22 protein-coding genes are annotated in these 18976 nt (G+C 64.5%); 12 read left to right on the top strand and 10 right to left on the bottom strand.

Features of this window, described 5'->3' with window-relative positions:
• Nucleotides 1-36: 36 nt before the first annotated feature.
• The 5 genes from HMP06_RS15465 to HMP06_RS15485 all read left to right on the top strand — a co-directional run bounded on the left by HMP06_RS15465 (nucleotide 37) and on the right by HMP06_RS15485 (nucleotide 5555).
• Nucleotides 37-546: a Dps family protein gene (locus HMP06_RS15465; RefSeq protein WP_176497877.1), complete on the top strand. Its 510-nt coding sequence runs from the start codon at nucleotides 37-39 to the stop codon at nucleotides 544-546.
• Nucleotides 547-600: 54 nt separating this feature from the next.
• Nucleotides 601-2190, top strand: coding sequence for a cisplatin damage response ATP-dependent DNA ligase (locus HMP06_RS15470; RefSeq protein ID WP_176497878.1), 1590 nt, complete (start codon nucleotides 601-603; stop codon nucleotides 2188-2190).
• Between the two features lie 167 nt (nucleotides 2191-2357).
• Nucleotides 2358-3662, top strand: coding sequence for a metal-dependent hydrolase family protein (locus tag HMP06_RS15475; RefSeq protein WP_176497879.1), 1305 nt, complete (start codon nucleotides 2358-2360; stop codon nucleotides 3660-3662).
• Nucleotides 3663-3706: 44 nt separating this feature from the next.
• Nucleotides 3707-4660, top strand: a complete 954-nt coding sequence (pip, locus tag HMP06_RS15480; RefSeq protein ID WP_176497880.1) for a prolyl aminopeptidase — start codon at nucleotides 3707-3709, stop codon at nucleotides 4658-4660.
• A 61-nt stretch (nucleotides 4661-4721) separates the two neighbouring features.
• A complete protein-coding gene (locus HMP06_RS15485) occupies nucleotides 4722-5555 on the top strand; it encodes a DMT family transporter (RefSeq protein ID WP_176497881.1) in 834 nt (277 codons plus the stop codon).
• A gap of 400 nt (nucleotides 5556-5955) precedes the next feature.
• On the opposite strand, the gene HMP06_RS15490 is transcribed toward HMP06_RS15485, so the two are convergent.
• The 5 genes from HMP06_RS15490 to HMP06_RS18005 all read right to left on the bottom strand — a co-directional run bounded on the left by HMP06_RS15490 (nucleotide 5956) and on the right by HMP06_RS18005 (nucleotide 10297).
• Nucleotides 5956-6849, bottom strand: coding sequence for a Brp/Blh family beta-carotene 15,15'-dioxygenase (locus HMP06_RS15490; RefSeq protein WP_176497882.1), 894 nt, complete (start codon nucleotides 6847-6849; stop codon nucleotides 5956-5958).
• Between the two features lie 87 nt (nucleotides 6850-6936).
• On the bottom strand, nucleotides 6937-7698 hold the full coding sequence (locus HMP06_RS15495) for a bacteriorhodopsin-like (RefSeq protein WP_176497883.1): 762 nt from the start codon (nucleotides 7696-7698) through the stop codon (nucleotides 6937-6939).
• A 190-nt stretch (nucleotides 7699-7888) separates the two neighbouring features.
• Nucleotides 7889-8518, bottom strand: coding sequence for a LuxR family transcriptional regulator (locus HMP06_RS15500; RefSeq protein ID WP_176497884.1), 630 nt, complete (start codon nucleotides 8516-8518; stop codon nucleotides 7889-7891).
• A gap of 253 nt (nucleotides 8519-8771) precedes the next feature.
• Nucleotides 8772-9197, bottom strand: a complete 426-nt coding sequence (locus HMP06_RS15505) for a fasciclin domain-containing protein (protein ID WP_176497885.1) — start codon at nucleotides 9195-9197, stop codon at nucleotides 8772-8774.
• A gap of 272 nt (nucleotides 9198-9469) precedes the next feature.
• Entirely contained in the window at nucleotides 9470-10297 is an 828-nt protein-coding gene (locus HMP06_RS18005) for a cold-shock protein (protein ID WP_176497886.1), read from the bottom strand.
• Nucleotides 10298-10596: 299 nt separating this feature from the next.
• On the opposite strand from HMP06_RS18005, the gene HMP06_RS15515 reads away from it, so the two are divergent.
• From HMP06_RS15515 to HMP06_RS15540, 6 genes are all read left to right on the top strand, one after another.
• Nucleotides 10597-11217 carry a ribonuclease D gene (locus tag HMP06_RS15515; protein ID WP_176497887.1) on the top strand — a complete coding sequence of 207 codons (621 nt, stop codon included), beginning with the start codon at nucleotides 10597-10599 and terminating at the stop codon, nucleotides 11215-11217.
• Nucleotides 11210-11839, top strand: coding sequence for an LPS export ABC transporter periplasmic protein LptC (gene lptC / locus HMP06_RS15520; RefSeq protein ID WP_176497888.1), 630 nt, complete (start codon nucleotides 11210-11212; stop codon nucleotides 11837-11839). Before HMP06_RS15515 ends, lptC begins: the two co-directional genes overlap by 8 nt.
• Before the next feature lie 5 nt (nucleotides 11840-11844).
• A complete protein-coding gene (locus tag HMP06_RS15525) occupies nucleotides 11845-12369 on the top strand; it encodes an LptA/OstA family protein (protein WP_176497889.1) in 525 nt (174 codons plus the stop codon).
• Between the two features lie 129 nt (nucleotides 12370-12498).
• Nucleotides 12499-13275 carry an LPS export ABC transporter ATP-binding protein gene (lptB, locus tag HMP06_RS15530; protein ID WP_176497890.1) on the top strand — a complete coding sequence of 259 codons (777 nt, stop codon included), beginning with the start codon at nucleotides 12499-12501 and terminating at the stop codon, nucleotides 13273-13275.
• A gap of 129 nt (nucleotides 13276-13404) precedes the next feature.
• Entirely contained in the window at nucleotides 13405-14922 is a 1518-nt protein-coding gene (gene rpoN, locus HMP06_RS15535) for an RNA polymerase factor sigma-54 (RefSeq protein ID WP_176497891.1), read from the top strand.
• Nucleotides 14923-14927: 5 nt separating this feature from the next.
• Nucleotides 14928-15293, top strand: a complete 366-nt coding sequence (locus tag HMP06_RS15540; RefSeq protein ID WP_232089730.1) for a VOC family protein — start codon at nucleotides 14928-14930, stop codon at nucleotides 15291-15293.
• Nucleotides 15294-15297: 4 nt separating this feature from the next.
• Here the strand turns inward: HMP06_RS15540 and HMP06_RS15545 are convergent, their stop codons facing one another.
• The 5 genes from HMP06_RS15545 to HMP06_RS15565 are packed head-to-tail and all read right to left on the bottom strand — an operon-like array spanning nucleotide 15298 to nucleotide 18397.
• A complete protein-coding gene (locus HMP06_RS15545) occupies nucleotides 15298-15930 on the bottom strand; it encodes an SOUL family heme-binding protein (protein ID WP_176497892.1) in 633 nt (210 codons plus the stop codon).
• Between the two features lie 13 nt (nucleotides 15931-15943).
• Nucleotides 15944-16942 carry a ligase-associated DNA damage response exonuclease gene (locus tag HMP06_RS15550; RefSeq protein ID WP_176497893.1) on the bottom strand — a complete coding sequence of 333 codons (999 nt, stop codon included), beginning with the start codon at nucleotides 16940-16942 and terminating at the stop codon, nucleotides 15944-15946.
• A 59-nt stretch (nucleotides 16943-17001) separates the two neighbouring features.
• Nucleotides 17002-17481 (bottom strand): helix-turn-helix transcriptional regulator, encoded by a 480-nt coding sequence (locus HMP06_RS15555; RefSeq protein ID WP_197940702.1) that lies wholly within the window; start codon nucleotides 17479-17481, stop codon nucleotides 17002-17004.
• A gap of 45 nt (nucleotides 17482-17526) precedes the next feature.
• The gene (locus HMP06_RS15560) at nucleotides 17527-18150 is read right to left on the bottom strand and encodes a cytochrome b/b6 domain-containing protein (protein WP_176497895.1); all 624 of its coding nucleotides are present in this window, start codon (nucleotides 18148-18150) and stop codon (nucleotides 17527-17529) included.
• On the bottom strand, nucleotides 18137-18397 hold the full coding sequence (locus HMP06_RS15565) for a hypothetical protein (RefSeq protein WP_176497896.1): 261 nt from the start codon (nucleotides 18395-18397) through the stop codon (nucleotides 18137-18139). Before HMP06_RS15565 ends, HMP06_RS15560 begins: the two co-directional genes overlap by 14 nt.
• A gap of 269 nt (nucleotides 18398-18666) precedes the next feature.
• On the opposite strand from HMP06_RS15565, the gene HMP06_RS15570 reads away from it, so the two are divergent.
• Nucleotides 18667-18975: a hypothetical protein gene (locus HMP06_RS15570; RefSeq protein WP_176497897.1), complete on the top strand. Its 309-nt coding sequence runs from the start codon at nucleotides 18667-18669 to the stop codon at nucleotides 18973-18975.
• The last annotated feature ends 1 nt before the right edge of the window (nucleotide 18976 follow it).

Consider the following 18976-nt stretch of genomic DNA (forward strand, 5'->3'; position numbering starts at 1 on the left):
CGTTTCCGCAACGAACCATCCCCCTGGAGACACATCGTGGCCGGCAACGCACTCAAGACCCCAACCGATCTCAAGACCCCAAGCGACCTGACGAGCAACGCGACCAAGACCGTTGCCGAGGCGCTCAACGGCATCCTTGCGGATACATTCGCACTGTATCTGAAGACCAAGAATTTCCACTGGCACGTGTCCGGCCCGCATTTTCGTGACTATCACCTAATGCTCGACGAACAGGCTGCCGAAATCTTCGCGGGCACCGATGACATTGCCGAGCGCGTGCGCAAGACCGGCAATACCACGCTACGCTCGATCGGTGACATTGCGCGGCACCAGACGATCAAGGACAATGACGCCGATTTCGTCACGCCCGACGCAATGCTGAGCGAGCTCCGGGACGACAATCTCGCACTCGTCACCGCCTTGCGCGAAGCCAAGGACATCGCCGACGAGGCCAAGGACAACGCGACAAGCGCGGTGATCGATGATTGGACTGACCAGGCCGAACGCCGCGCCTGGTTCCTGTTCGAGGCCGGCCGCAAGGGCTGATCTGTTCATAGGGGCGCTGGCGGAACTCCCCGTCGGCGCCCATGTTGAACGCCTATGCGCGCCTTCGCCGATCTTCTCGACCGCTTGATCTACACGCGGTCCCGTAACGCCAAGCTAAAGCTGATTGTCGATTATCTGCGCGCGACGCCCGATCCTGATCGCGGCTGGGCAATGGCGGCGTTGACCGGCGAGCTCGATTTGCCGGGGGTGAAGCCTGCGGTGATTCGCGCGCTGATCGAGGCACGGGTCGATCCGATATTGTACCGGATGAGCCGCGATTATGTCGGCGATTCGGCCGAAACGATTGCGTTGCTGTGGCCGACGCCGCCGTTCACGCCCGATCCTGAACCGCTGAGCATCGCGCAGGCGGTCGATCGCCTCTCCGCCCTTTCCCGCTCCGATACCCCTGCGGTGCTTGCCGGAATGCTCGACCGGCTCGACGCAGACGAGCGCTTCGCTTTACTCAAGATGGCGACCGGGGCGCTTCGCATCGGCGTGTCGTCGCGGCTTGCCAAGACCGCGCTGGCGCAAGCCTTCGACCTCGATGTCGAGGCGGTCGAGGAGGTGTGGCACGGCATCGACGCGCCTTACACGGCGCTGTTCGACTGGGCCGAGGGCAGGGGTGCGCAGCCGACCGCGGCGGATGTGCCGGTGTTCCGCCCGTTCATGCTCGCGCATCCGCTGGAGGATTTGCGGGTCGATCTCGCCGACTATGCCGCCGAGTGGAAATGGGACGGCATCCGCGTCCAGATCGTCCACGTTGCCGGGCAAACCCGGCTCTACAGCCGCACCGGCGACGACATCACGGCGAGCTTTCCCGAAGTGGCGCGCGATTTCGCGACACCCGGGGTGCTCGACGGCGAGTTGATGGTGAAGGGCGACGCGCAAGGGGCCGCGACCGAGGAGGGCGGAGCAGCAAGCTTCAACGCGCTGCAGCAGCGGCTCGGGCGCAAGGTCGTGTCGGCGAAGATGCTGGCCGAGGCCCCTGCATTCGTGAGGCTCTACGATATCCTGTTCGATGGCGAGGAGGATCTGCGCGCGCTGGCGTGGGAGCAACGCCGCCCGCGGCTTGAGATTTATGCGGCGCAGCTCGATCCCAGGCGGTTCGACCTGAGCACGGTGATTGCCGCGGAGGATTTCACCGCGCTCGAAGGTATCCGCGCCGGGGCCCGCGATGCCGCGATCGAGGGGGTGATGCTCAAGCGCCGCGATTCGCCATACATCGGCGGGCGCAAGACGGGGCTGTGGTACAAATGGAAGCGCGACCCGCTGACCGCCGATTGCGTGATGATGTACGCCCAGCGCGGGAGCGGGCGTCGCTCGTCCTTCTACAGCGATTATACCTTCGGCTGCTGGACCGAGGGCGGTGAATTGCTGCCCGTCGGCAAGGCGTATTCCGGGATCACCGACGAAGAATTGAAGTTGCTCGACCAGTTCGTGCGCAACCACACCACCGGCCGCTTCGGCCCGGTGCGCGAGGTCGAGAAGACGCTGGTGCTGGAGATTGCGTTCGATTCGATCCACGATTCGAAGCGGCATAAATCGGGCGTTGCGATGCGCTTCCCCCGCATTGCGCGCATCCGCACCGACAAGCCGGCGGCCGAAGCGGATACGGTCGCGGCGCTCAAGCGGCTGATCGTCTGAACCTGCCGCCCCCCGTTTGCCCTGAGCCTGTCGAAGGGCCCGTGCCACGCGCGACGTCCCACATGGGGGACGGGTGCTTCGACAAGCTCAGCACGAACGGGTTAGGGTGACGCCTCTCGACACGCGCATCCAAGCGGCTACGTTGCGGGCAAAATAAGGGGGAAACGATGCGCACATTTCTGATCGCCGCCATGGCTTTGCTGACCGCGAGCACTGCGACCACACCGCTTTTGGCCGAAACCTTCGCAATCCAGGCGGGCCGACTGATCGTCGACGCGTCCAAGCCCGAACGCGGCCCCTCGACCGTCATCGTCACCGACGGCAAGATCGTGCGGATCGATGATGGCGCGACCGCACCTGACGGGGCGACCGTGGTGGATATGCGTGGGCAAACCGTGCTGCCCGGGCTGATCGACGTGCATGTCCATTTGACGGGCAATGCGGGCGAGCCGTGGTATCAGGGGCTGACCCCCAAATATTCCGAACCCTATGCCGCGACCGTTGGCCTCAAGAACGCGCTGATCACCGCGCGCGCCGGGTTCACGACGGTGCGTGACTTGGGCGGCGGGGCGCAGGCGAGCGTTGCCATGCGCGATGCGGTGAAGGAGGGGAGCTTCCCCGGCCCGCGCATCCTGGTGTCGGGGCCGGCGTTGTCGATCGTCGGCGGGCATGGTGATGGTACGGTCGGGCTCAACCCCGATCTGCGCGCCGCGATCGATGCGACCGGTGAACAGATCGGCGTGTGCACCGGGGCGCTCGAATGCGCGCGAGCCGTGCGGCGGATCGCGGCGTACGGCGTCGACGTGATCAAATTCCACGCAACCGGCGGGGTGCTCGACGATGGCAAGATCGGTCTTGAACAGCATTTCACCGATGAGGAAATGAAAGCGATCTGCGACACCGCGCACCAATTGGGGTTGAAGACGGCGGCGCATGCGCATGGCGCAAAGGGGATCGCCGCAGCGGTCCGCGCCGGGGTCGATTCGATCGAGCATGGCACTTTCGTCGATGACGCGGGCGTTGCGCTGATGAAGGCACGCGGCACCTATTACAGCGCGACGCTGATGGCATTCAGCGGCTTGCAGATGTACATCGGCACCGGGCGCTACACCGCCAATACCGAGGCGAAGGGCCGTGCGACGCTCGCCGTGTGGGGCAAGGGCCTCAACCGCGCGTATAAGGCCGGCGTGCCGATCGCGCTCGGCACCGATGCCGGGGTCTTTCCGCATGGCCGCAATAATGAAGAACTCGGCCTGATGGTCAGCAAGGGCGGGATGACCCCGCGCGACGCGCTGATCGCAGCGACCAAGGGTGGGGCCGACCTGCTCGGCCTGTCGGCGGAGACGGGGACGCTCGACATTGGCAAATCGGCCGATCTGATTGCCGTGACCGGCGATCCCTTGGTCGACCCGGCGGCGGTGCTGAAGGTCGGCTTCGTGATGGTCGAGGGGCGCGTGATCCCGCTGAAATAGGGTCTTGGCGTGACAGCAGACGGGGCAGGGGATACCGTTGGCCGATGACCTATCTTCGCACTTTGTACCCCGAGATCGAACCCTATGCGAGCGGGATGCTGGACGTCGGCGACGGGCACAGCATCGCCTATGAACGGTGCGGCACGCCCGGTGGCACGCCGGCGGTGTTCCTGCACGGTGGCCCCGGCGGTGGCATCTCGCCCAGCCACCGGCGGCTGTTCGATCCGGCGCGCTATGACGTGCTGCTGTTCGACCAGCGCGGGTGTGGCGGCTCGACGCCCCATGCCTCGCTCGAGGCGAATACGACCTGGCATCTCGTGGCGGATATCGAGCGGTTGCGGGCGATGGTCGGAGCCGAACGCTGGCTGGTGTTCGGCGGGTCGTGGGGGTCAACGCTCGGGCTGGCCTATGCCGAGACGCATCCAAGCTGCGTCAGCGCGTTGATCCTGCGCGGCATCTATACCGCCACGCGCCCGGAACTCGCCTGGTATTATCAGTTCGGCGTGTCCGAGATGTTCCCCGACAAATTTGAAGCGTTCGTCGCGCCGATCGCGCCGGAGGAGCGCCACGATATGCTCGGCGCGTATCGCCGCCTGCTGACCGGCGAGGACGAGGCGAAGAAGCTGGAGGCGGCGAGGGCGTGGACGCTGTGGGAGGGCGAGACGATAACGCTGCTGCCCGATCCGGCGATGACCGAGGCGTTCAGCGACGGCCATTTCGCGCTCGCCTTCGCGCGGATCGAGAACCATTTCTTCGTGCATGATGCGTGGCTGGAGGACGGCCAGTTGCTGCGTGATGCGGGGCGGCTCAGCGGCATTCCCGGCACGATCGTCCACGGCCGTTATGACATGCCGTGCCCGGCGCATTATGCCTGGGCGCTGCACAAGGCATGGCCCGAGGCGGACTTCCATCTGATCGAGGGCGCGGGCCATGCCTATAACGAGCCCGGCATCCTCGACCAATTGATCCGCGCGACCGATCGCTTCGCCGACGGCTGAACGCTTGCGGGGCGCTTGCCCGCCGCTTGCGTCGGGGCGCCGCGACGGGCAGGCGCGGTCGATGGCCCCGTTCACGCTTGCCGCCTTGCTGATGATCGCGTCCGGGTCGATCCACGCCGTCGTCAACGCGATCATCAAGGGTGGCCGCGATAAGGCGGCGGGCCGCGCCATCACCGATGCGACCGGCGCGATTATCCTGCTGCCCGCGATCGCCTTCGTGCCGTGGCCGACCGGCGCGTGGGGCTGGCTCGCGGCGAGTGCGGTGCTGCACGCGATCTATCTCTACGCGCTGGTCCGCGCTTATGCGATCGGGGACCTGTCGGCGGTCTATCCGGTGCTGCGCGGCACCGCACCGCTGATCACCGCGGGCGTTTCGATTGGCATCTTGGGCGACCATGCGACGACCGGGCAGATCACCGGGATCGCGGTGATCGGGGCTGCCATGTTCGTGATGGTGTCGGGCAAGCATATCGGGCGGGCGGCGCTCGGCTGGTCGCTCCTGACCGGCGCGTTGATCGCCAGCTACACCGTGATCGACGCGATCGGCGTGCGCGCGGCGCCCAGCCCGGCGAGCTACATCGTCTGGGTGTTCGTGCAGATGGGGTTCGTCGTGGTCGTCCTGTTCGGGCTGGCGACGCGCGGCGGCATCTTCACCTCAGCGCGGGCGCAGTGGAAGCCGGGGGTAATCGCCGGGCTGCTGTCGGTACTGACCTATGGCGGCGCGCTGTACGCGCTGTCGCTCGGGCCGACCGCGCCGCTCGCCGCGTTGCGTGAGACGGGGATGGTCACCGCCTTGCTGATCGCGATCCTCGTTCTCAAGGAACGCGCGACGTGGGGGCGCGTGGCGGGCGTGTTGGGAATTCTGGCGGGGGCTGCGCTGATTCTGGTGGGGTGAGCGCCGCGGAAGTTTGGGCCAAGTTTAGGCGAAAGCGGGGTGCTCTGCTGGAGGAGTGTGGGCGCGGATACGGTACCGTCACGAAGATCGCACCATCGCGCTGCTATTGCGTACGTGGACACGATGTCGATACCCTACGGTTTGAAAGAGCCGTCGCGATAATGACACGCGCCTGGTGTGTAGGACAGCGAAGGTCTGATTTGGTGGAATGCCGTCCGTCTGCTTCCGGGGTGCATCACCGGGATACCTGCCATCCGCCAGCGCAATGCCAAACGGCTTCTCTGCGCTAATCGTGGCCGTTCAACGCGCTCATCGCCGATCCCGAAACGTCACGTCCGGCTAGGTGGTTCACCCACCGCGACGGGTGGAAGGCGGCCAGACAGACCCGCTTACGTCAGCACTATACTCGTGCGGCAAGGGTAGACGATCGGCCGATCATCGCGGGGCGCCGTGTCATCCGATCGAGCACGCCAGGCATCGTGATATGAGGCAACGTCAGCACCGACAAAATGATGAATGCCGCTTTGATGCTGGCTTCGGACAGCAGGCTGCCGTGCAGCATCAGCGCCAGCATTACAGCAGCGACCAGCGATGCCACCGTAAAGCACGCAGCCTGTCGCATTGCACGGGGGGAGGTAGAGAGCGCAAGGCGGTCATCGATTTTCTTCAAATAGCGCGGCGCATGATCAAAGCAAAAATAGGCAGTGAAGGCAATTATCGGCGGAATTAGGAGCATCATCGCGATGACGATACTAATCTTTGCAGCCTCGCGATAATAGGATTCTGCAATGAGGATTGCGACCCCGGAAATCGCGACCACAATCGCAACTGGCGCAACCAGCAATAGAATATCGCTGACATATTCGCCCGTGTTACTCGCTAAAATCACACTGAACAGGCGATCCACTTCGGGCCGATGCAGCACGAGCGGCGCTGTCAAGAACGCCGTTGCGCTGGCGCGTGCTATCCATGGGTCCAGACCTCGGCGAAGTTCTTCGCTGAAATGTTCAATGGCCAGGAGGAAGAACAGCAACAACGCCCCGATCGGCGTTGTGAGCCATGCCGCTGCCATGACCCCGGCAATTGCCACGTAGAGCGCGATCATCTTGCCAGTGGCGACGGGCCGCAACTGTGCTTCGCGTCGCGCCTGATGCTCAAGCGCGATGTCGAAGGCGCCGTGCGGCAAACCCATGACCATCAATAAGCACGCTGCAACGATGTATTGAACTGGGAGGGGTAGGCTCAGCGCGACGCCGATGAAGACAAGAGCAGGCAGGATAAAATGCCGTGTCACCGGTCAAATCCCTAAATACGGGGATCCGGCGTGCCCGAGAAGCACGCCAGATCCAAGAAAAGTAAAATAAAGCAAAGTATCTACGCGCTATGCGGTCGCCAGCTTCATCATCTCATTTTCGGACTTACGCACGGCAATGATGAAGATCATGACGCCTACGCCTGCCTTTGCGATAATGTCCGCGATGGTATAGCCGATCTGCACGCCGGTCGTTACCGAGCCCCCGGCGAGGTTGGTGTACGGAATCATGTAAACCAGCGGGTAGAAGCCCCATGAGGCGAAGGTGAGCAGGCGCGCCGACTTTATCAGGCCACGGACATTTTCAGGCTGCCGCTCAATCGAAGCACCAAGCCCCTTGAACAGCTGGAACATCACATAGGCAAAGGGAATTGCCGACAACGTGCCCCAGATTGCACGCGTGGTATTGTCGCTGGCAATCTCACCGGGATAGCCCAAGATCACCATCAGTGCAGCCGCGGAACCGAGCCGAATCGATAGCGACATCGTGTCCTTGGAAGGCAGGTTCATCACCAGAACTAGCTCGATCAGCAGCAATGGCACCGTCAGCAGCCAGTCGACATAGCGATAGGCATCGTTGAAGGCGACTTGGGTCTGCGTCACCACACCGTCGCGGACCAGATAGCTGGCGTTCCAGCTCTCGAAAATCCGGAAGTAGTGATAGGCGGCGATCGCGCAGACCAGGCCGGAAATCGTTAACGCAGTTTTGTACGAAGGGGTAACCTGTGAACGGCTAATCCACAGAAATGCGGTAGCGGCTGCCATTGTCGCAAAGGTGAAGGAGAAGGCGTTATAGACAAGCGAAAATTGCTCCGCTGAAATATTACTCATAATATCTAGCTCCATACAGAATGTGTGCCCAGAAACTGCCGATGCCGAATCCTATTGTTTCGATCGACGTCACGACGCCGATCCCAGCCATGGTCAGGCTGATCTTGAGCAAGGCGAATTTTCTTTGTAGCCCGCGTGCTTTTTACGCCGAGCACTGCAGTGCGCTATACGGGTTTCCCTCGGTATATACCTAAAGCCCTGCTTCGACGGCAATCCGGATGGCATCGGCCACATTATGGGTATCAAGCTTTTGAAAAAGCAGCGTTCTGTGCATATTAACGGTCTTTTCGCTCAGGCCGAGCTGCCAAGCGATCTGCTTGCTGCGGAGACCTTGGGCGATCTGTTCAAGAATCTGGCGCTGACGGGGCGATAGCGATTTGACGAGCAAAGCAGCGCGCGCCTGGCGTGCTGACGTCGGGCCTGACGTTTGAACAGGCAATTCGACTTGTGAGCCAAGAAAATACTCAAGCTCGCCTTCGGCATCGAACACTGGCGCGACGAGTACGGCGTTGCGAAAGGGTGAGCGATCACGCTTGTAATTGAGAATTTCGACCAACACCGGTCGCCGTTCGCGGACCCCAGCACTGATCTTTTCGGTAAGCCAGGGCTCGGTATCGGGCCCCGCTAGAAACTTGCAGTTTCGGCCTATGATCTCATCGACGGGGTAGCCGGTCAGGGTGCAAAAGGCTGCATTTACAGCGATGATCGGATTGTCAGGAAGCCGCGGGTCGCTGATCACCGAGGCAATCGGGCTTCGCCTGATCGACTCGAGCAAGTTTTCCCCATCTGCGTCTAGATCATATTCGACAGTCTGCTGCATCGCGGCTGTAGCTAGTCTATGTAGCGGTTCAATTCTACAGGTCCCTTAGACCCTATCCAGACCATGATCCTGATGAACCAAGCGCCGCGATGGGCGCCAAAGGGCGGTCGGTATCCCTTGGATGGCGAGCGTTCGGTATTGGAACACGCAATCGGCAACACCGCTCAAGCTCGCGACGCGTAGCGGCGCTTTGCCGGCCGCGTTTGACGGGGCAATCGCGGAGCAAGGCCCCTCGATTGCCCCGGAACGAGGATTATCCCTTGGGCAGGATCACCGCGTCGATCACATGGATGACGCCGTTGGTGCAGACGATATCGGCCGTCACGACCTTTGCCGTGTCAACGGTCACGCCGTTGTTGCCATCGACGTGCACGGTCGCCCCGCCGGCGGTCGCGGCATCCAGTGTCTGCCCTGCGACATCTGCGGCCATGACCTTACCCGGCAGGACGTGGAGCAGCAGAATTGCGGTCAGCTTTTCCTTGTTCTCGGGCTTGACGAGCTCCTCGACCGTGCCGGCGGGGAGCGCCGCAAAAGCCTCGTCGGACGGGGCAAAAACGGTGAAAGGACCCTCGCCCTTCAGGGTATCGACAAGACCGGCGGCCGTAACGGCGGCGACCAGCGTGTTGAAGGCACCGGCGGCAACCGCCGTGTCAACGATATCATGGAGTTGATCAGACATGATTGGTTCCTGGAATAAGAAAAAGAATTGGAGTGGGGGAGGTGCGAAACCTGGCGAATGACATTCTCTCTGAATGTCCACGCTGCCTTTCAACCTATCCCCATCGCCCGATAGCTGGGCTTAAAGGCAGCTTGCTTTACCTTTCCAAGACACCAAGGAGCCAGACTGCCAGTGGGCAATCACGCTGGAACGGATCGATTGCGCGGGCGCACAAAAAAAACCCGGCGGGCGCAAAGCCCACCGGGTCTATCTGTCCGTCACGTCGAAAGCGTTTACGCGATCGAGGTGAGGTTCACTGCTGCCATCTTGCCGCGACGATCGACTTCCAGCTCGAATTCGAGCCGGTCGCCTTCGTTGAGCGACGACATGCCGCCCCGCTCGACTGCCGAGATGTGGACGAACGCATCGGGCTGTCCGTCGTCGCGCTGAATGAAGCCGAAGCCCTTCATCGCGTTGAAGAACTTGACCGTGCCGGTCGCCTTTTCACCGGTCAGCGACCGCTGCGGTGCGCCACCGGGGGCGGCGCCACGCGGACCGCCTGGAGCGGCGTCACGCTCGCGCGGCGGGCCGCGGTCGGTGACGGCCATCGGCTCGCCGTCGATCTTGAGATCGGTTGCCGAAATACGGCCACCGCGATCGACCAAGGTGAAGCCCAAGGGCTGACCCTCGGCCAGACCGGTGAGGCCGGCTTGCTCGACTGCCGAGATATGCACGAACACGTCTTCGCCGCCGTCATCGCGTACGACGAAGCCGAAGCCCTTTTGCCCGTTGAAAAACTTTACGACGCCGGTGCCTTCACCAACGACCTGCGGGGGCATGCCGCGGCCAGCACCGCCGCCTGCGCCACCACCGCCGAAGCCGCCGCCACCGCCGCTGCGGAAGCCACCGCCGCCGCCGCCGCCGCCGAAGCGATCACCGCCGCCACCGCCGCCGCCGAACCGGTCGCCGCCGCCGCCGAAGCGATCACCGCCGCCGCCGCCGAAGCGATCGCCGCCACCGCCGCCGAAACCGCCGTCGAAGCCGCCGCTATCGCCGAAACCGTCGCGCTTGTCGCGCCCGCGCCCGCCACGATCGCCGCGGCGTCCTTTATCGAAACTCATGCCCTGTTCGTCTTCCCGGCTCGTCCGAAACCATCATAGTAACCGTAGCGTCGGACGAAGGACGCAAAGGCACATGCACCAAAACGATAATGGTACCGACTCGTGGTAGCCTAAAAACCGCAGCGCCGCGAATGAATTCGTCGAAAATACGGCACGCCTCACACGGTTCTCGCGCGAGCGTTGCACGCACGGCACAGAATTGGCCCTTTCGAAGTCGGAGGAGTTCGGTCTGCCGGGCCGTCGCCGTTCCCCCAACTCGTGCCATTGAGAAATCGCGCGTTCACCGCTAGGCCCGCGCGATGACAGTATATCTCCACGAAGAAGACCTTCCCGCTGATACCTTTGCCCCCGGAGTCGACATCGCCGTCGACACCGAGACAATGGGTCTGCTCACGCTGCGCGACCGGCTGTGCCTCGTGCAATTGTCGGACGGCGGGCCTGACGAGCATCTCGTGCGCTTCGGCCCCGACAGCGATTATGCCGCGCCGAACCTGCGCGCGCTGCTCGCCGATCCGGCGCGGGTGAAGCTCTATCATTTCGCGCGCTTCGATCTGGCGGCGATCAGCCATTATCTCGAAGTGACCGCCGCGCCCGTTTATTGCACGAAGATCGCGTCGCGGCTGATCCGCACCTATACCGATCGCCACGGTTTGAAGGAGCTGGTGCGCGAATTGCTCGGGCAGGATATCTCCAAGGCGCAGCAATCCTCAGACTGGGGCGCGCCGGTGCTGACTGAGGCGCAGAAGGATTATGCCGCGTCCGACGTGCGCTATCTCCATGCGATGCGCAACGAACTCGACCTGCGGCTGGCGCGCGAGGGGCGGACCGATCTGGCGCAGGCGTGCTTCGATTTCCTGCCGTGGCGTGCCGAGCTCGATATCGCCGGCTGGCCCGAGGTCGACATCTTCGCCCATGCCTAACGCCGCGCCGACATCGCGCCAGATCTGGGCCGCCCCGGGATCGAGCCACGACCGCGTGATCGCGGTCCTGCGGCGGGTGCTGCCGATGGCGATCGGCGTGCTGGCCGCGTTCGTCGTGGTGCTGCCGCTCTATGCCGGCGGCGACGTCAGCTTCCTGCTCGACAAGAACAAGGTCGAGGTAGCGAAGGAACGGCTGCGCGTGCAATCGGCGACCTATCGCGGCGAGGATGACAAGGGGCAACGCTTCGCGCTGAGCGCCGGGTCGGCGGTGCAGAAAAGCTCGGCCGAACCGATCGTCAAGCTCGAACAATTGTCGGCGCGAATCGATTTGCGCGATGGGCCGGCCAGCATCGTCGCCGATCACGGCCATTACGACATGGACAAGCAGCAAGTCGCGATCGACGGCCCGGTGCGCGTCGACAGCAGCGGCGGATATCGGCTCGAGACGCAGAACTCGACGGTCGATCTCAAGACCAAGACGTTGAAAAGCGGGGGTGCGGTGACCGGCACGGTGCCGCAGGGGACGTTCAGCGCGGACCAGATGAATGCCGATCTGGAGGAGCATATCGTGACGCTTGACGGCAATGCCCGCTTGCGGTTCGTGCCGCGAAAGGCGAGATAGCGCCGATGCGCACGCCAACCCTTGTTATCGTCCTGTCGCTTGCTCTTGCGGGAGCGGCATCCGCGCAGACCGCGCACAATTCGGGCGCGCCGATCACTTTCGACGCCGCGCACATTGAGCTGCAGGACAAGGCCAATCGCGCGATCCTGTCGGGTGGCGTGGTGGTCAAGCAAGCCGCGATGACGCTGAAGGCGGCGCGGATGACGGTCGCCTATACCGGCCAGGTGATTGACGGCAGCCCGCAAATTTCGCGGCTCGACGCGACCGGCGGGGTCACCGTGACCCGGCCCGACCAGACCGCGCGCAGCAATTTCGCGGTGTACGATCTCAACAAGCGCGTCGTGACGATGCTGGGCGCGGTGACGCTAATCCAGTCGGGCAATACGATCAGCGGCGGGCGGCTGACGATCAACCTCGACACCGGGCGCGCGATCATCGACGGATCGTCGGTCGGTGGCGGTGGCGCGGGGACGACGACGAGCAGCAGCGGGCGCGTGAGCGGCACCTTCTCGGTTCCCAAGCGCAACTGACGCAGCGGCGGGCCGACTTGCCGCCCGGACCTTTCGCGGTGGCTGGGTTTCGCTTATACATGCAACAAACCTGCCAGATGCCGGATGGTAACGTTTCGGTAACGCCCAAATGCGAGCACGGGACCTGCGATGACCGATAGCCTGACCTTAGATGCCGCACCGCCGATCGCCGAGACACCGGTCTCGGATGGCCTGTCGGTCGTGTCGATCGCGAAATCCTATGACAAGCGGACGGTGCTGACCGACGTTTCGCTCTCGGTCGGCAAGGGCGAAGTGATCGGGCTGCTTGGGCCGAACGGCGCGGGCAAGACGACCTGCTTCTACTCGGTAATGGGATTGGTGAAGCCCGATTCGGGCCGCATCATGCTCGACGGCAATGATATCACCGGATTGCCGATGTATCGCCGCGCGATCCTTGGCCTCGGCTATCTGCCGCAGGAAACCTCGATCTTTCGCGGGATGACGGTCGAGCAGAACATCCTGAGCGTGCTCGAACTTGCCGTGCCCGACAAGGCCAAGCGCGCGCTGCGGCTCGAAACGCTGCTCGACGAATTCGGGCTGACGCGGTTGCGCGCATCCCCGGCGATGGCGCTGTCGGGCGGGGAGCGGCGCCGCGCCGAGATCGCCCGCGCGCTGGCCGCCGATCCGTCGATCATGCTGCTCGACGAGCCGTTCGCGGGCATCGATCCGCTGTCGATTTCGGACATTCGCGACCTGATCTGCCAGTTGAAGCAGCGCGGCATCGGCGTGCTGATCACCGATCATAATGTGCGCGAGACGCTGAGCATCTGCGACCGCGCCTACATCATCTATGATGGCCGCGTGCTGTTCAGCGGGTCGCCCGACGAACTGGTCGCCGATGCCAATGTGCGGCGGCTGTATCTGGGCGAGGGCTTCTCGCTGTAGCGCGATGGATATTGCCCAACCCCCGTTCGTGCTGAGCTTGTCGAAGCGCTGCTCTCCCTTCGCCGAACGGCTGTTGTGGCGCGGACCCTTCGACAGGCTCAGGGCGAACGGAATGGGGCGGGCACCCGCATGAGCCTCGCCCCGCGCCTCGATCTGCGTCAGTCGCAATCGCTGGTGATGACGCCGCAATTGCAGCAGGCGATCCGGCTGCTGGCGCTATCCAACCTCGAGGTCGAGGGGTTCCTCGCCGAAGAGATCGAGCGCAACCCGCTGCTTGAAGCCAGTGCGCCGGAGGCCGACGGGGATGGGGACGGCCCGATGCAGGAGCGCGAGGCCGATGCACCGCTGCGCGACACGCCCGCGACCGCGGACGAACTGGTGATGGGCGGCGGCGATGCCGGGGAGGCTTCGCTCGATGTGGATTTTACGTCCGAGAGTTTCCATCACGATTCGGTCGCCGATCAGCCGGGCGGTGCGGGTATGGACGGCGCGCTCGGCCTCAACGGCGCAAGCAGCGGCGGCGGGATGGGCGAGGATGGCCCCGATTTCGATAGCTTTGCCGACACCGCGCTCAGCCTGTCGGACCATCTGCTCGCCCAAGCCGGCACCGCAGTCGACGGGCCCGACCTGTTCATCGCGGCGCATCTGATCGACCAGATCGACGAATGCGGCTATCTCACCGCCTCGCTGCTCGACGTGGCGACGCGGCTCGGCGTGCCGCTGGTGCGGGTCGAGCAAGTGCTCGGCATCATCCAGACCTTCGATCCGACCGGCGTCGGCGCACGTGATCTTGCCGAATGCCTCGCGCTGCAAGCGAAGGAAGCCGACCGCTACGATCCGTGCATGGCGCGGCTGATCGACAATCTCGATCTGGTCGCGCGTGGCGATCTCGCGCGGTTGCGGCGGCTGTGCGATGTCGATGACGAGGATCTCGCTGACATGATCCGCGAGCTGCGCGGCTATGATCCCAAACCCGGCTGTCGCTTCGGCGGAGAGCCGACGCAAGCGGTGGTGCCCGATCTGTTCGTGGCGAAGCGCAAGGATGGCTGGGGGATCGAGATCAACGCAGCGACGCTGCCGCGCGTGCTGGTCAACCGCAGTTACTATACCGAACTATCGACCGCGCGGGGCGACAAAGCGAGCAAGGCGTGGCTCGGCGAAATGCTCGCCAGCGCGAACTGGCTGGTGAAAGCGCTCGATCAGCGCCAGCGCACGATCATCAAGGTCGCGACCGAAATCGTGAAGCAGCAGGAGGCGTTCTTCCTGAACGGCGTAGCGCATCTGAAACCGATGACGCTGCGCCAGGTGGCCGACGCGATCGAGATGCACGAATCGACCGTCAGCCGCGTCACCAGCAACAAATATCTGTCGTGCGCGCGCGGGCTGTATGAGCTCAAATACTTCTTCACCTCAGCGATCCAGTCGTCCGACGGCGGCGATGCGGTGTCGGCGCAAGCCGTTAAATCGGCGATCCGCGCGCTGATCGGGGCGGAGGGCGACAAGATTTTGTCGGACGATACGCTGGTCGAATTGCTCAATGCCAAAGGCTTCGACATCGCGCGCCGCACCGTCGCGAAATATCGCGAAGCGCTGGGGATCGGATCATCGGTCCAGCGCCGCCGCGCGCGGGCGCTGGAGCGGGCTTAGCCGCCGTGATCCGCGCGATCGATCACGTCCAGCTTACCATGCCGGAGGGTGGCGAGGATGCGGCGCGGGCCTTTTATCGCGATGCGCTCGGCATTCCGGAGTTGCTCAAGCCACCGCATCTCGCGGCGCGCGGGGGGTGTTGGTTCGAGCGCGGCGTGCTGAAGGTACATCTTGGCGTCGAACGCGATTTTCGGGCGGCGCGCAAAGCGCATCCAGCATTTCTGGTCGACGATCTTGCGGCGCTGGCGACGACGCTGGCGGCGGGCGGATACCGGATCGTCGCGGATGAGCCGCTCGACGGATATGACCGGCTTTATGTCGACGATCCGTTCGGCAATCGGATCGAGTTGCTCCAGCCGCTGGCGGGGTGAGCGGTCAGCCGGGCAGCGCGATCATCACTTCGTTGCGGCGCAGCGGCCCCGGCATGAAGGGAGAGTTGTAGAAAGCATAAGTCACCGCCCCGCCTTCGAGCCGCTCCTTCGTCAGCCAAGCGCGCAGCGCCGTCTCGGCCTTGGCCAAGGCCGCGTCGGTCGCGACGCCGGAGAAGCGATACACCGCCACGCGGCGCGCGGGCACGGTCGAGATCGTTACGCCGGGGCCGGGCGGGGGCAGCGTCGCGCGCGTATATTTGGCTGGCATGACGAAGCGCGTACGCCACTGGCCGCCGGTTCGCTCACTCGTCACCGGCGCGGTCATCGCGATCGGCGCGTCGCGCTCGCTCAGTACGGGCGCGGTCATCGCGATGCCCTCGCCACCACGGTTCTTCGCGAAGATATAGTCGGCAAGGCGACCGAAACCGCTGCCCAATGCCGCCTGGCGCGGGCCTTTAGTTTCGGTTTCGGCGACGAGCAATTCGGGATAGCGCCGGATCTCGACCGGACCGTCGGTCCGATCGACCGTGTACGGCGGCTGTTCGGTGCGCTTTTCCTGCACGATGAAGGCGGCAGCCCCCGCCGCCGCCGTGCCCGCTACCGCCGCCGCGATCATTGCCCAGTTGCGTTTCTGCATTGTCTCAAATCCCTCAATCGTCTTCGTCTTCGAAACCGGCCAAGTGCAGCGGCTTCGCCTTGATCTGTCGCGTCTGGCACCAATGCACCAACGCATCCTCGCGCCCGTGCGTGACCCACACTTCGCGGGGCGCGATTTCGGTGAGGGTGTCGGTCAGCTCGTCCCAATCGGCATGATCGCTCAGGATCAGCGGGAGTTCCACGCCGCGCTGCACCGCGCGTTGCCGCACGCGCATCCACCCGCTCGCCATCGCGGTGATCGGGTCGGGCAAGCGCCGCGACCAGCGGTCCGCCAGCGCACCGGGCGGGGCGATGACGATGTGGCCGGCCATTTCGGCCTTGGTCGCGGGGGTGGCCGGGCGCAGCTCGCCGAGGTCTACCCCGTGCGCCTGATACAGCGCGCAGAGCCGTTCGAGCGCGCCGTGGATGTAGATCGGCGCATCATGCCCGCGCGCGCGCAATTCGGCGATGACGCGCTGCGCCTTCCCCAGCGCATAGGCCCCGACCAGCACACAGCGATCGGGATTGGCGTGGAGGGCCGCCGTCAATTTATCGATCTCGTCGCCGGTTTCGGGATGACGGAACACCGGCAGCCCAAACGTCGCCTCGGTAATGAACACGTCGCATTTGACGGGTTGAAACGGCGTGCAGGTCGGATCGGCGCGGCGCTTGTAATCGCCTGACACGACGATCCGCTCGCCGCGATGTTCGAGCAGGATCTGCGCGGAGCCGAGCACATGGCCTGCAGGGACGAAGGTCGCGGTGACATCCCCGAAGCTGCGACTTTCGCCATACGCCACCGGATTGCCCGCCTGCGCCCCATACCGCGCATCCATGATCGCGAGCGTCTCGGGCGTCGCCCAAACGGCGCCATGCCCGCCGCGCGCATGATCGGCATGGCCATGCGTGACGAGCGCGCGCGGGGTGGGCCGCGACGGGTCGATCCACACATCGGCGGGCTTCACGTAAATGCCGTGGGGTTGGGGATCGATCCAGTCGCCGAGCTTTGCCATCTGGATGATATGGGGGCGCACATGGGACCGAGCAACGTCACCCGGTCGCGGCGCGCAGGTCAGCCGGAGCGCAGAGGTGCCGCGTCGCCGATGTCGACCAGATCTTCGGTAAACAGCGCCATCAGCGCGACTTGGGACCGCACCCCTGCCTTGGCATAGACGCTGGCGAGCTGTACCCGAACCGTGCCCGTCGCGGTCGCACGCAACGCGGCAATGTCGGCGACGTCGCACCCTTTCAGCGCGAACAAGGCGACATCGGCTTCGGCTCCGGTCAGCCGCCATTCGGCAAAGCGCAGCCGGATCAAATCGGCCAGCGCGCCGCGCGCGGTCGCGACGGCGGTTTCGTCGTGCCGAGCGCGCAGCACCAGCCATCGGATCTGCAGCGCGCCGAACACGACCCCGGCCGCCAAGGCGATCGCGGCGAACCCCTCGATCGCCAGATGCCCGCTCGCGGCCTCGCTGCGCGCGTCGCCCGCGACATCGACCAGGAAGAACAGTGTGGCGAACAGCTGCAGGACCACGACGACGATCGTCGCCATGGTCCTGCGCTCAAGTGCGTGCCGTCGATCGGTCATCCGCGCAATCTACCGTGCGCGCGGCAGCATCGCCATCACGATGTCGCGACCGCTGCGGCGCGTTTCGAACACCACCCCGGCGATGTGGAGAACGATCAGCAAATAGAGCAGGTTGACGGCTACTTCATGGAGCTCGCCAAGCGGCCCTTCTTCGCGCTCGCCCGCCTCGCCCGCCTCGCCCGCCTCGGTGTCGGCTTCCTCGCTTGCTTGCGACATCTCGGTAACGACGGTGGGGAGCGTGATTCCGGCGACCGTCGCGCGCGGGAGGCCTGCCATTGCGATGCCGCTGGCGATGATCACCCCCAGCGTCCCCCAAATGGCATAGACCATCAGCGCGCCGAGCGGATTGTGCGAGGCGTGCGCGGTCTTCCGCCCGCGGACAATATCGCCGACATGCGCGATCGCGCGGCGCGGGCTGGGCGGGAACGCGGCGAAGCGCGCTGCGCCGGGGCCGACCACGCCCCAGATCAGTCGCAAGCCGAACACCGCCGCCAGCCCGTAGCCGACCCAGAGATGCGCCGCCGAGCCAGCTTCGGTGAAGAGCGCATTGGCCAGGATCGCGGCGACAATTCCCCAATGCGTCACGCGGACGACCACGTCCCAGCGGCACGGTGTCGCCTCAATCGCGGTCATGATCGTCCTCCCGTGCGGCGCCCGGGCGCTGCGCGCGGTGCTTTTCGCGCAGCTCTTCGCCGCGTTCGTGCGCGCGGTGTGGGGTCGGGGTGGCGGTTGCCTTGGGGCGCGGCTTGGCGTTGCTGGAAGGCGCGGCGGCCGCGGCTGTCTTGGTTGAACCGTTAGACCCGGGCTGCTCGGCTTGGCCCGGCCCGGCAACCAGGATCAGCGCGAGCGCGGCGGCGATGGTGGCACGTGGGATCGACATGGGAACACTCCTTGCTTGAGGTGTCCCGGCAGATGTCCGACGCTCGCCCCGTCGGCCATTGGCGATTGGCTTATCCCGTGCGCCATAAGCGGCTGCTTAGCGGCTTGGTCGATGTGCAGCTGGGGGCGGCTGAAAGTATGCGCCGGTTGCCCGACAGGCGATCCGGTCCGCCCGCCGCAGAACGCGCACAGCCCGGCGGATTGCGTTTGCCAAGCGCGATCCGTCGGCCCTTGGGTGTGCCTACCCCGACAGTATGAAGAGGTGAGTATATGCGTCCCAATATTCCTAAGTCTGCGATTCTCGGTCTGATTTTGCTCGGATCGGTCGGCATCAGCGGCTGCGCGACCAAGGGCTTCGTGCGAAGCCAGATCGCCACCGTGAACGAACGAATCGATGGCATCGACGGGCGCGTCCGCACGGTCGAAGGCACATCAGGCCAGGCACTGGCAGCGGCGCAGGCGGCTGCCGGACAGGCGCAGCAAAATTCCCAGCGGATCGACCAGCTGGGCGGCCGCGTCGATGGGCTCGACCAGCAAATGCAGGCGCAGCAGCGGCGGCAGCGCAAGCCGCGCGGCTGAT

Origin of the sequence: Sphingomonas sp. HMP6, assembly GCF_013374095.1 — a bacterium.
Classification (GTDB): Bacteria; Pseudomonadota; Alphaproteobacteria; order Sphingomonadales; family Sphingomonadaceae; genus Sphingomonas.

Coding starts and splice junctions, on each gene's coding strand:
- HMP06_RS15570 (WP_176497897.1), top strand. CDS start 18,667: ATGCGTCCCAATATTCCTAAGTCTGCGATTCTCGGTCTGATTTTGCTC.
- HMP06_RS15470 (WP_176497878.1), top strand. CDS start 601: ATGCGCGCCTTCGCCGATCTTCTCGACCGCTTGATCTACACGCGGTCC.
- rpoN (WP_176497891.1), top strand. CDS start 13,405: ATGAGCCTCGCCCCGCGCCTCGATCTGCGTCAGTCGCAATCGCTGGTG.
- lptC (WP_176497888.1), top strand. CDS start 11,210: ATGCCTAACGCCGCGCCGACATCGCGCCAGATCTGGGCCGCCCCGGGA.
- HMP06_RS15565 (WP_176497896.1), bottom strand. CDS start 18,397: ATGTCGATCCCACGTGCCACCATCGCCGCCGCGCTCGCGCTGATCCTG.
- HMP06_RS15560 (WP_176497895.1), bottom strand. CDS start 18,150: ATGACCGCGATTGAGGCGACACCGTGCCGCTGGGACGTGGTCGTCCGC.
- HMP06_RS15505 (WP_176497885.1), bottom strand. CDS start 9,197: ATGTCTGATCAACTCCATGATATCGTTGACACGGCGGTTGCCGCCGGT.
- HMP06_RS15545 (WP_176497892.1), bottom strand. CDS start 15,930: ATGCAGAAACGCAACTGGGCAATGATCGCGGCGGCGGTAGCGGGCACG.
- HMP06_RS15495 (WP_176497883.1), bottom strand. CDS start 7,698: ATGAGTAATATTTCAGCGGAGCAATTTTCGCTTGTCTATAACGCCTTC.
- HMP06_RS15500 (WP_176497884.1), bottom strand. CDS start 8,518: ATGCAGCAGACTGTCGAATATGATCTAGACGCAGATGGGGAAAACTTG.
- HMP06_RS15515 (WP_176497887.1), top strand. CDS start 10,597: ATGACAGTATATCTCCACGAAGAAGACCTTCCCGCTGATACCTTTGCC.
- HMP06_RS15550 (WP_176497893.1), bottom strand. CDS start 16,942: ATGGCAAAGCTCGGCGACTGGATCGATCCCCAACCCCACGGCATTTAC.
- HMP06_RS15525 (WP_176497889.1), top strand. CDS start 11,845: ATGCGCACGCCAACCCTTGTTATCGTCCTGTCGCTTGCTCTTGCGGGA.
- pip (WP_176497880.1), top strand. CDS start 3,707: ATGACCTATCTTCGCACTTTGTACCCCGAGATCGAACCCTATGCGAGC.
- lptB (WP_176497890.1), top strand. CDS start 12,499: ATGACCGATAGCCTGACCTTAGATGCCGCACCGCCGATCGCCGAGACA.
- HMP06_RS15485 (WP_176497881.1), top strand. CDS start 4,722: ATGGCCCCGTTCACGCTTGCCGCCTTGCTGATGATCGCGTCCGGGTCG.
- HMP06_RS18005 (WP_176497886.1), bottom strand. CDS start 10,297: ATGAGTTTCGATAAAGGACGCCGCGGCGATCGTGGCGGGCGCGGGCGC.
- HMP06_RS15475 (WP_176497879.1), top strand. CDS start 2,358: ATGCGCACATTTCTGATCGCCGCCATGGCTTTGCTGACCGCGAGCACT.
- HMP06_RS15555 (WP_197940702.1), bottom strand. CDS start 17,481: ATGGCGACGATCGTCGTCGTGGTCCTGCAGCTGTTCGCCACACTGTTC.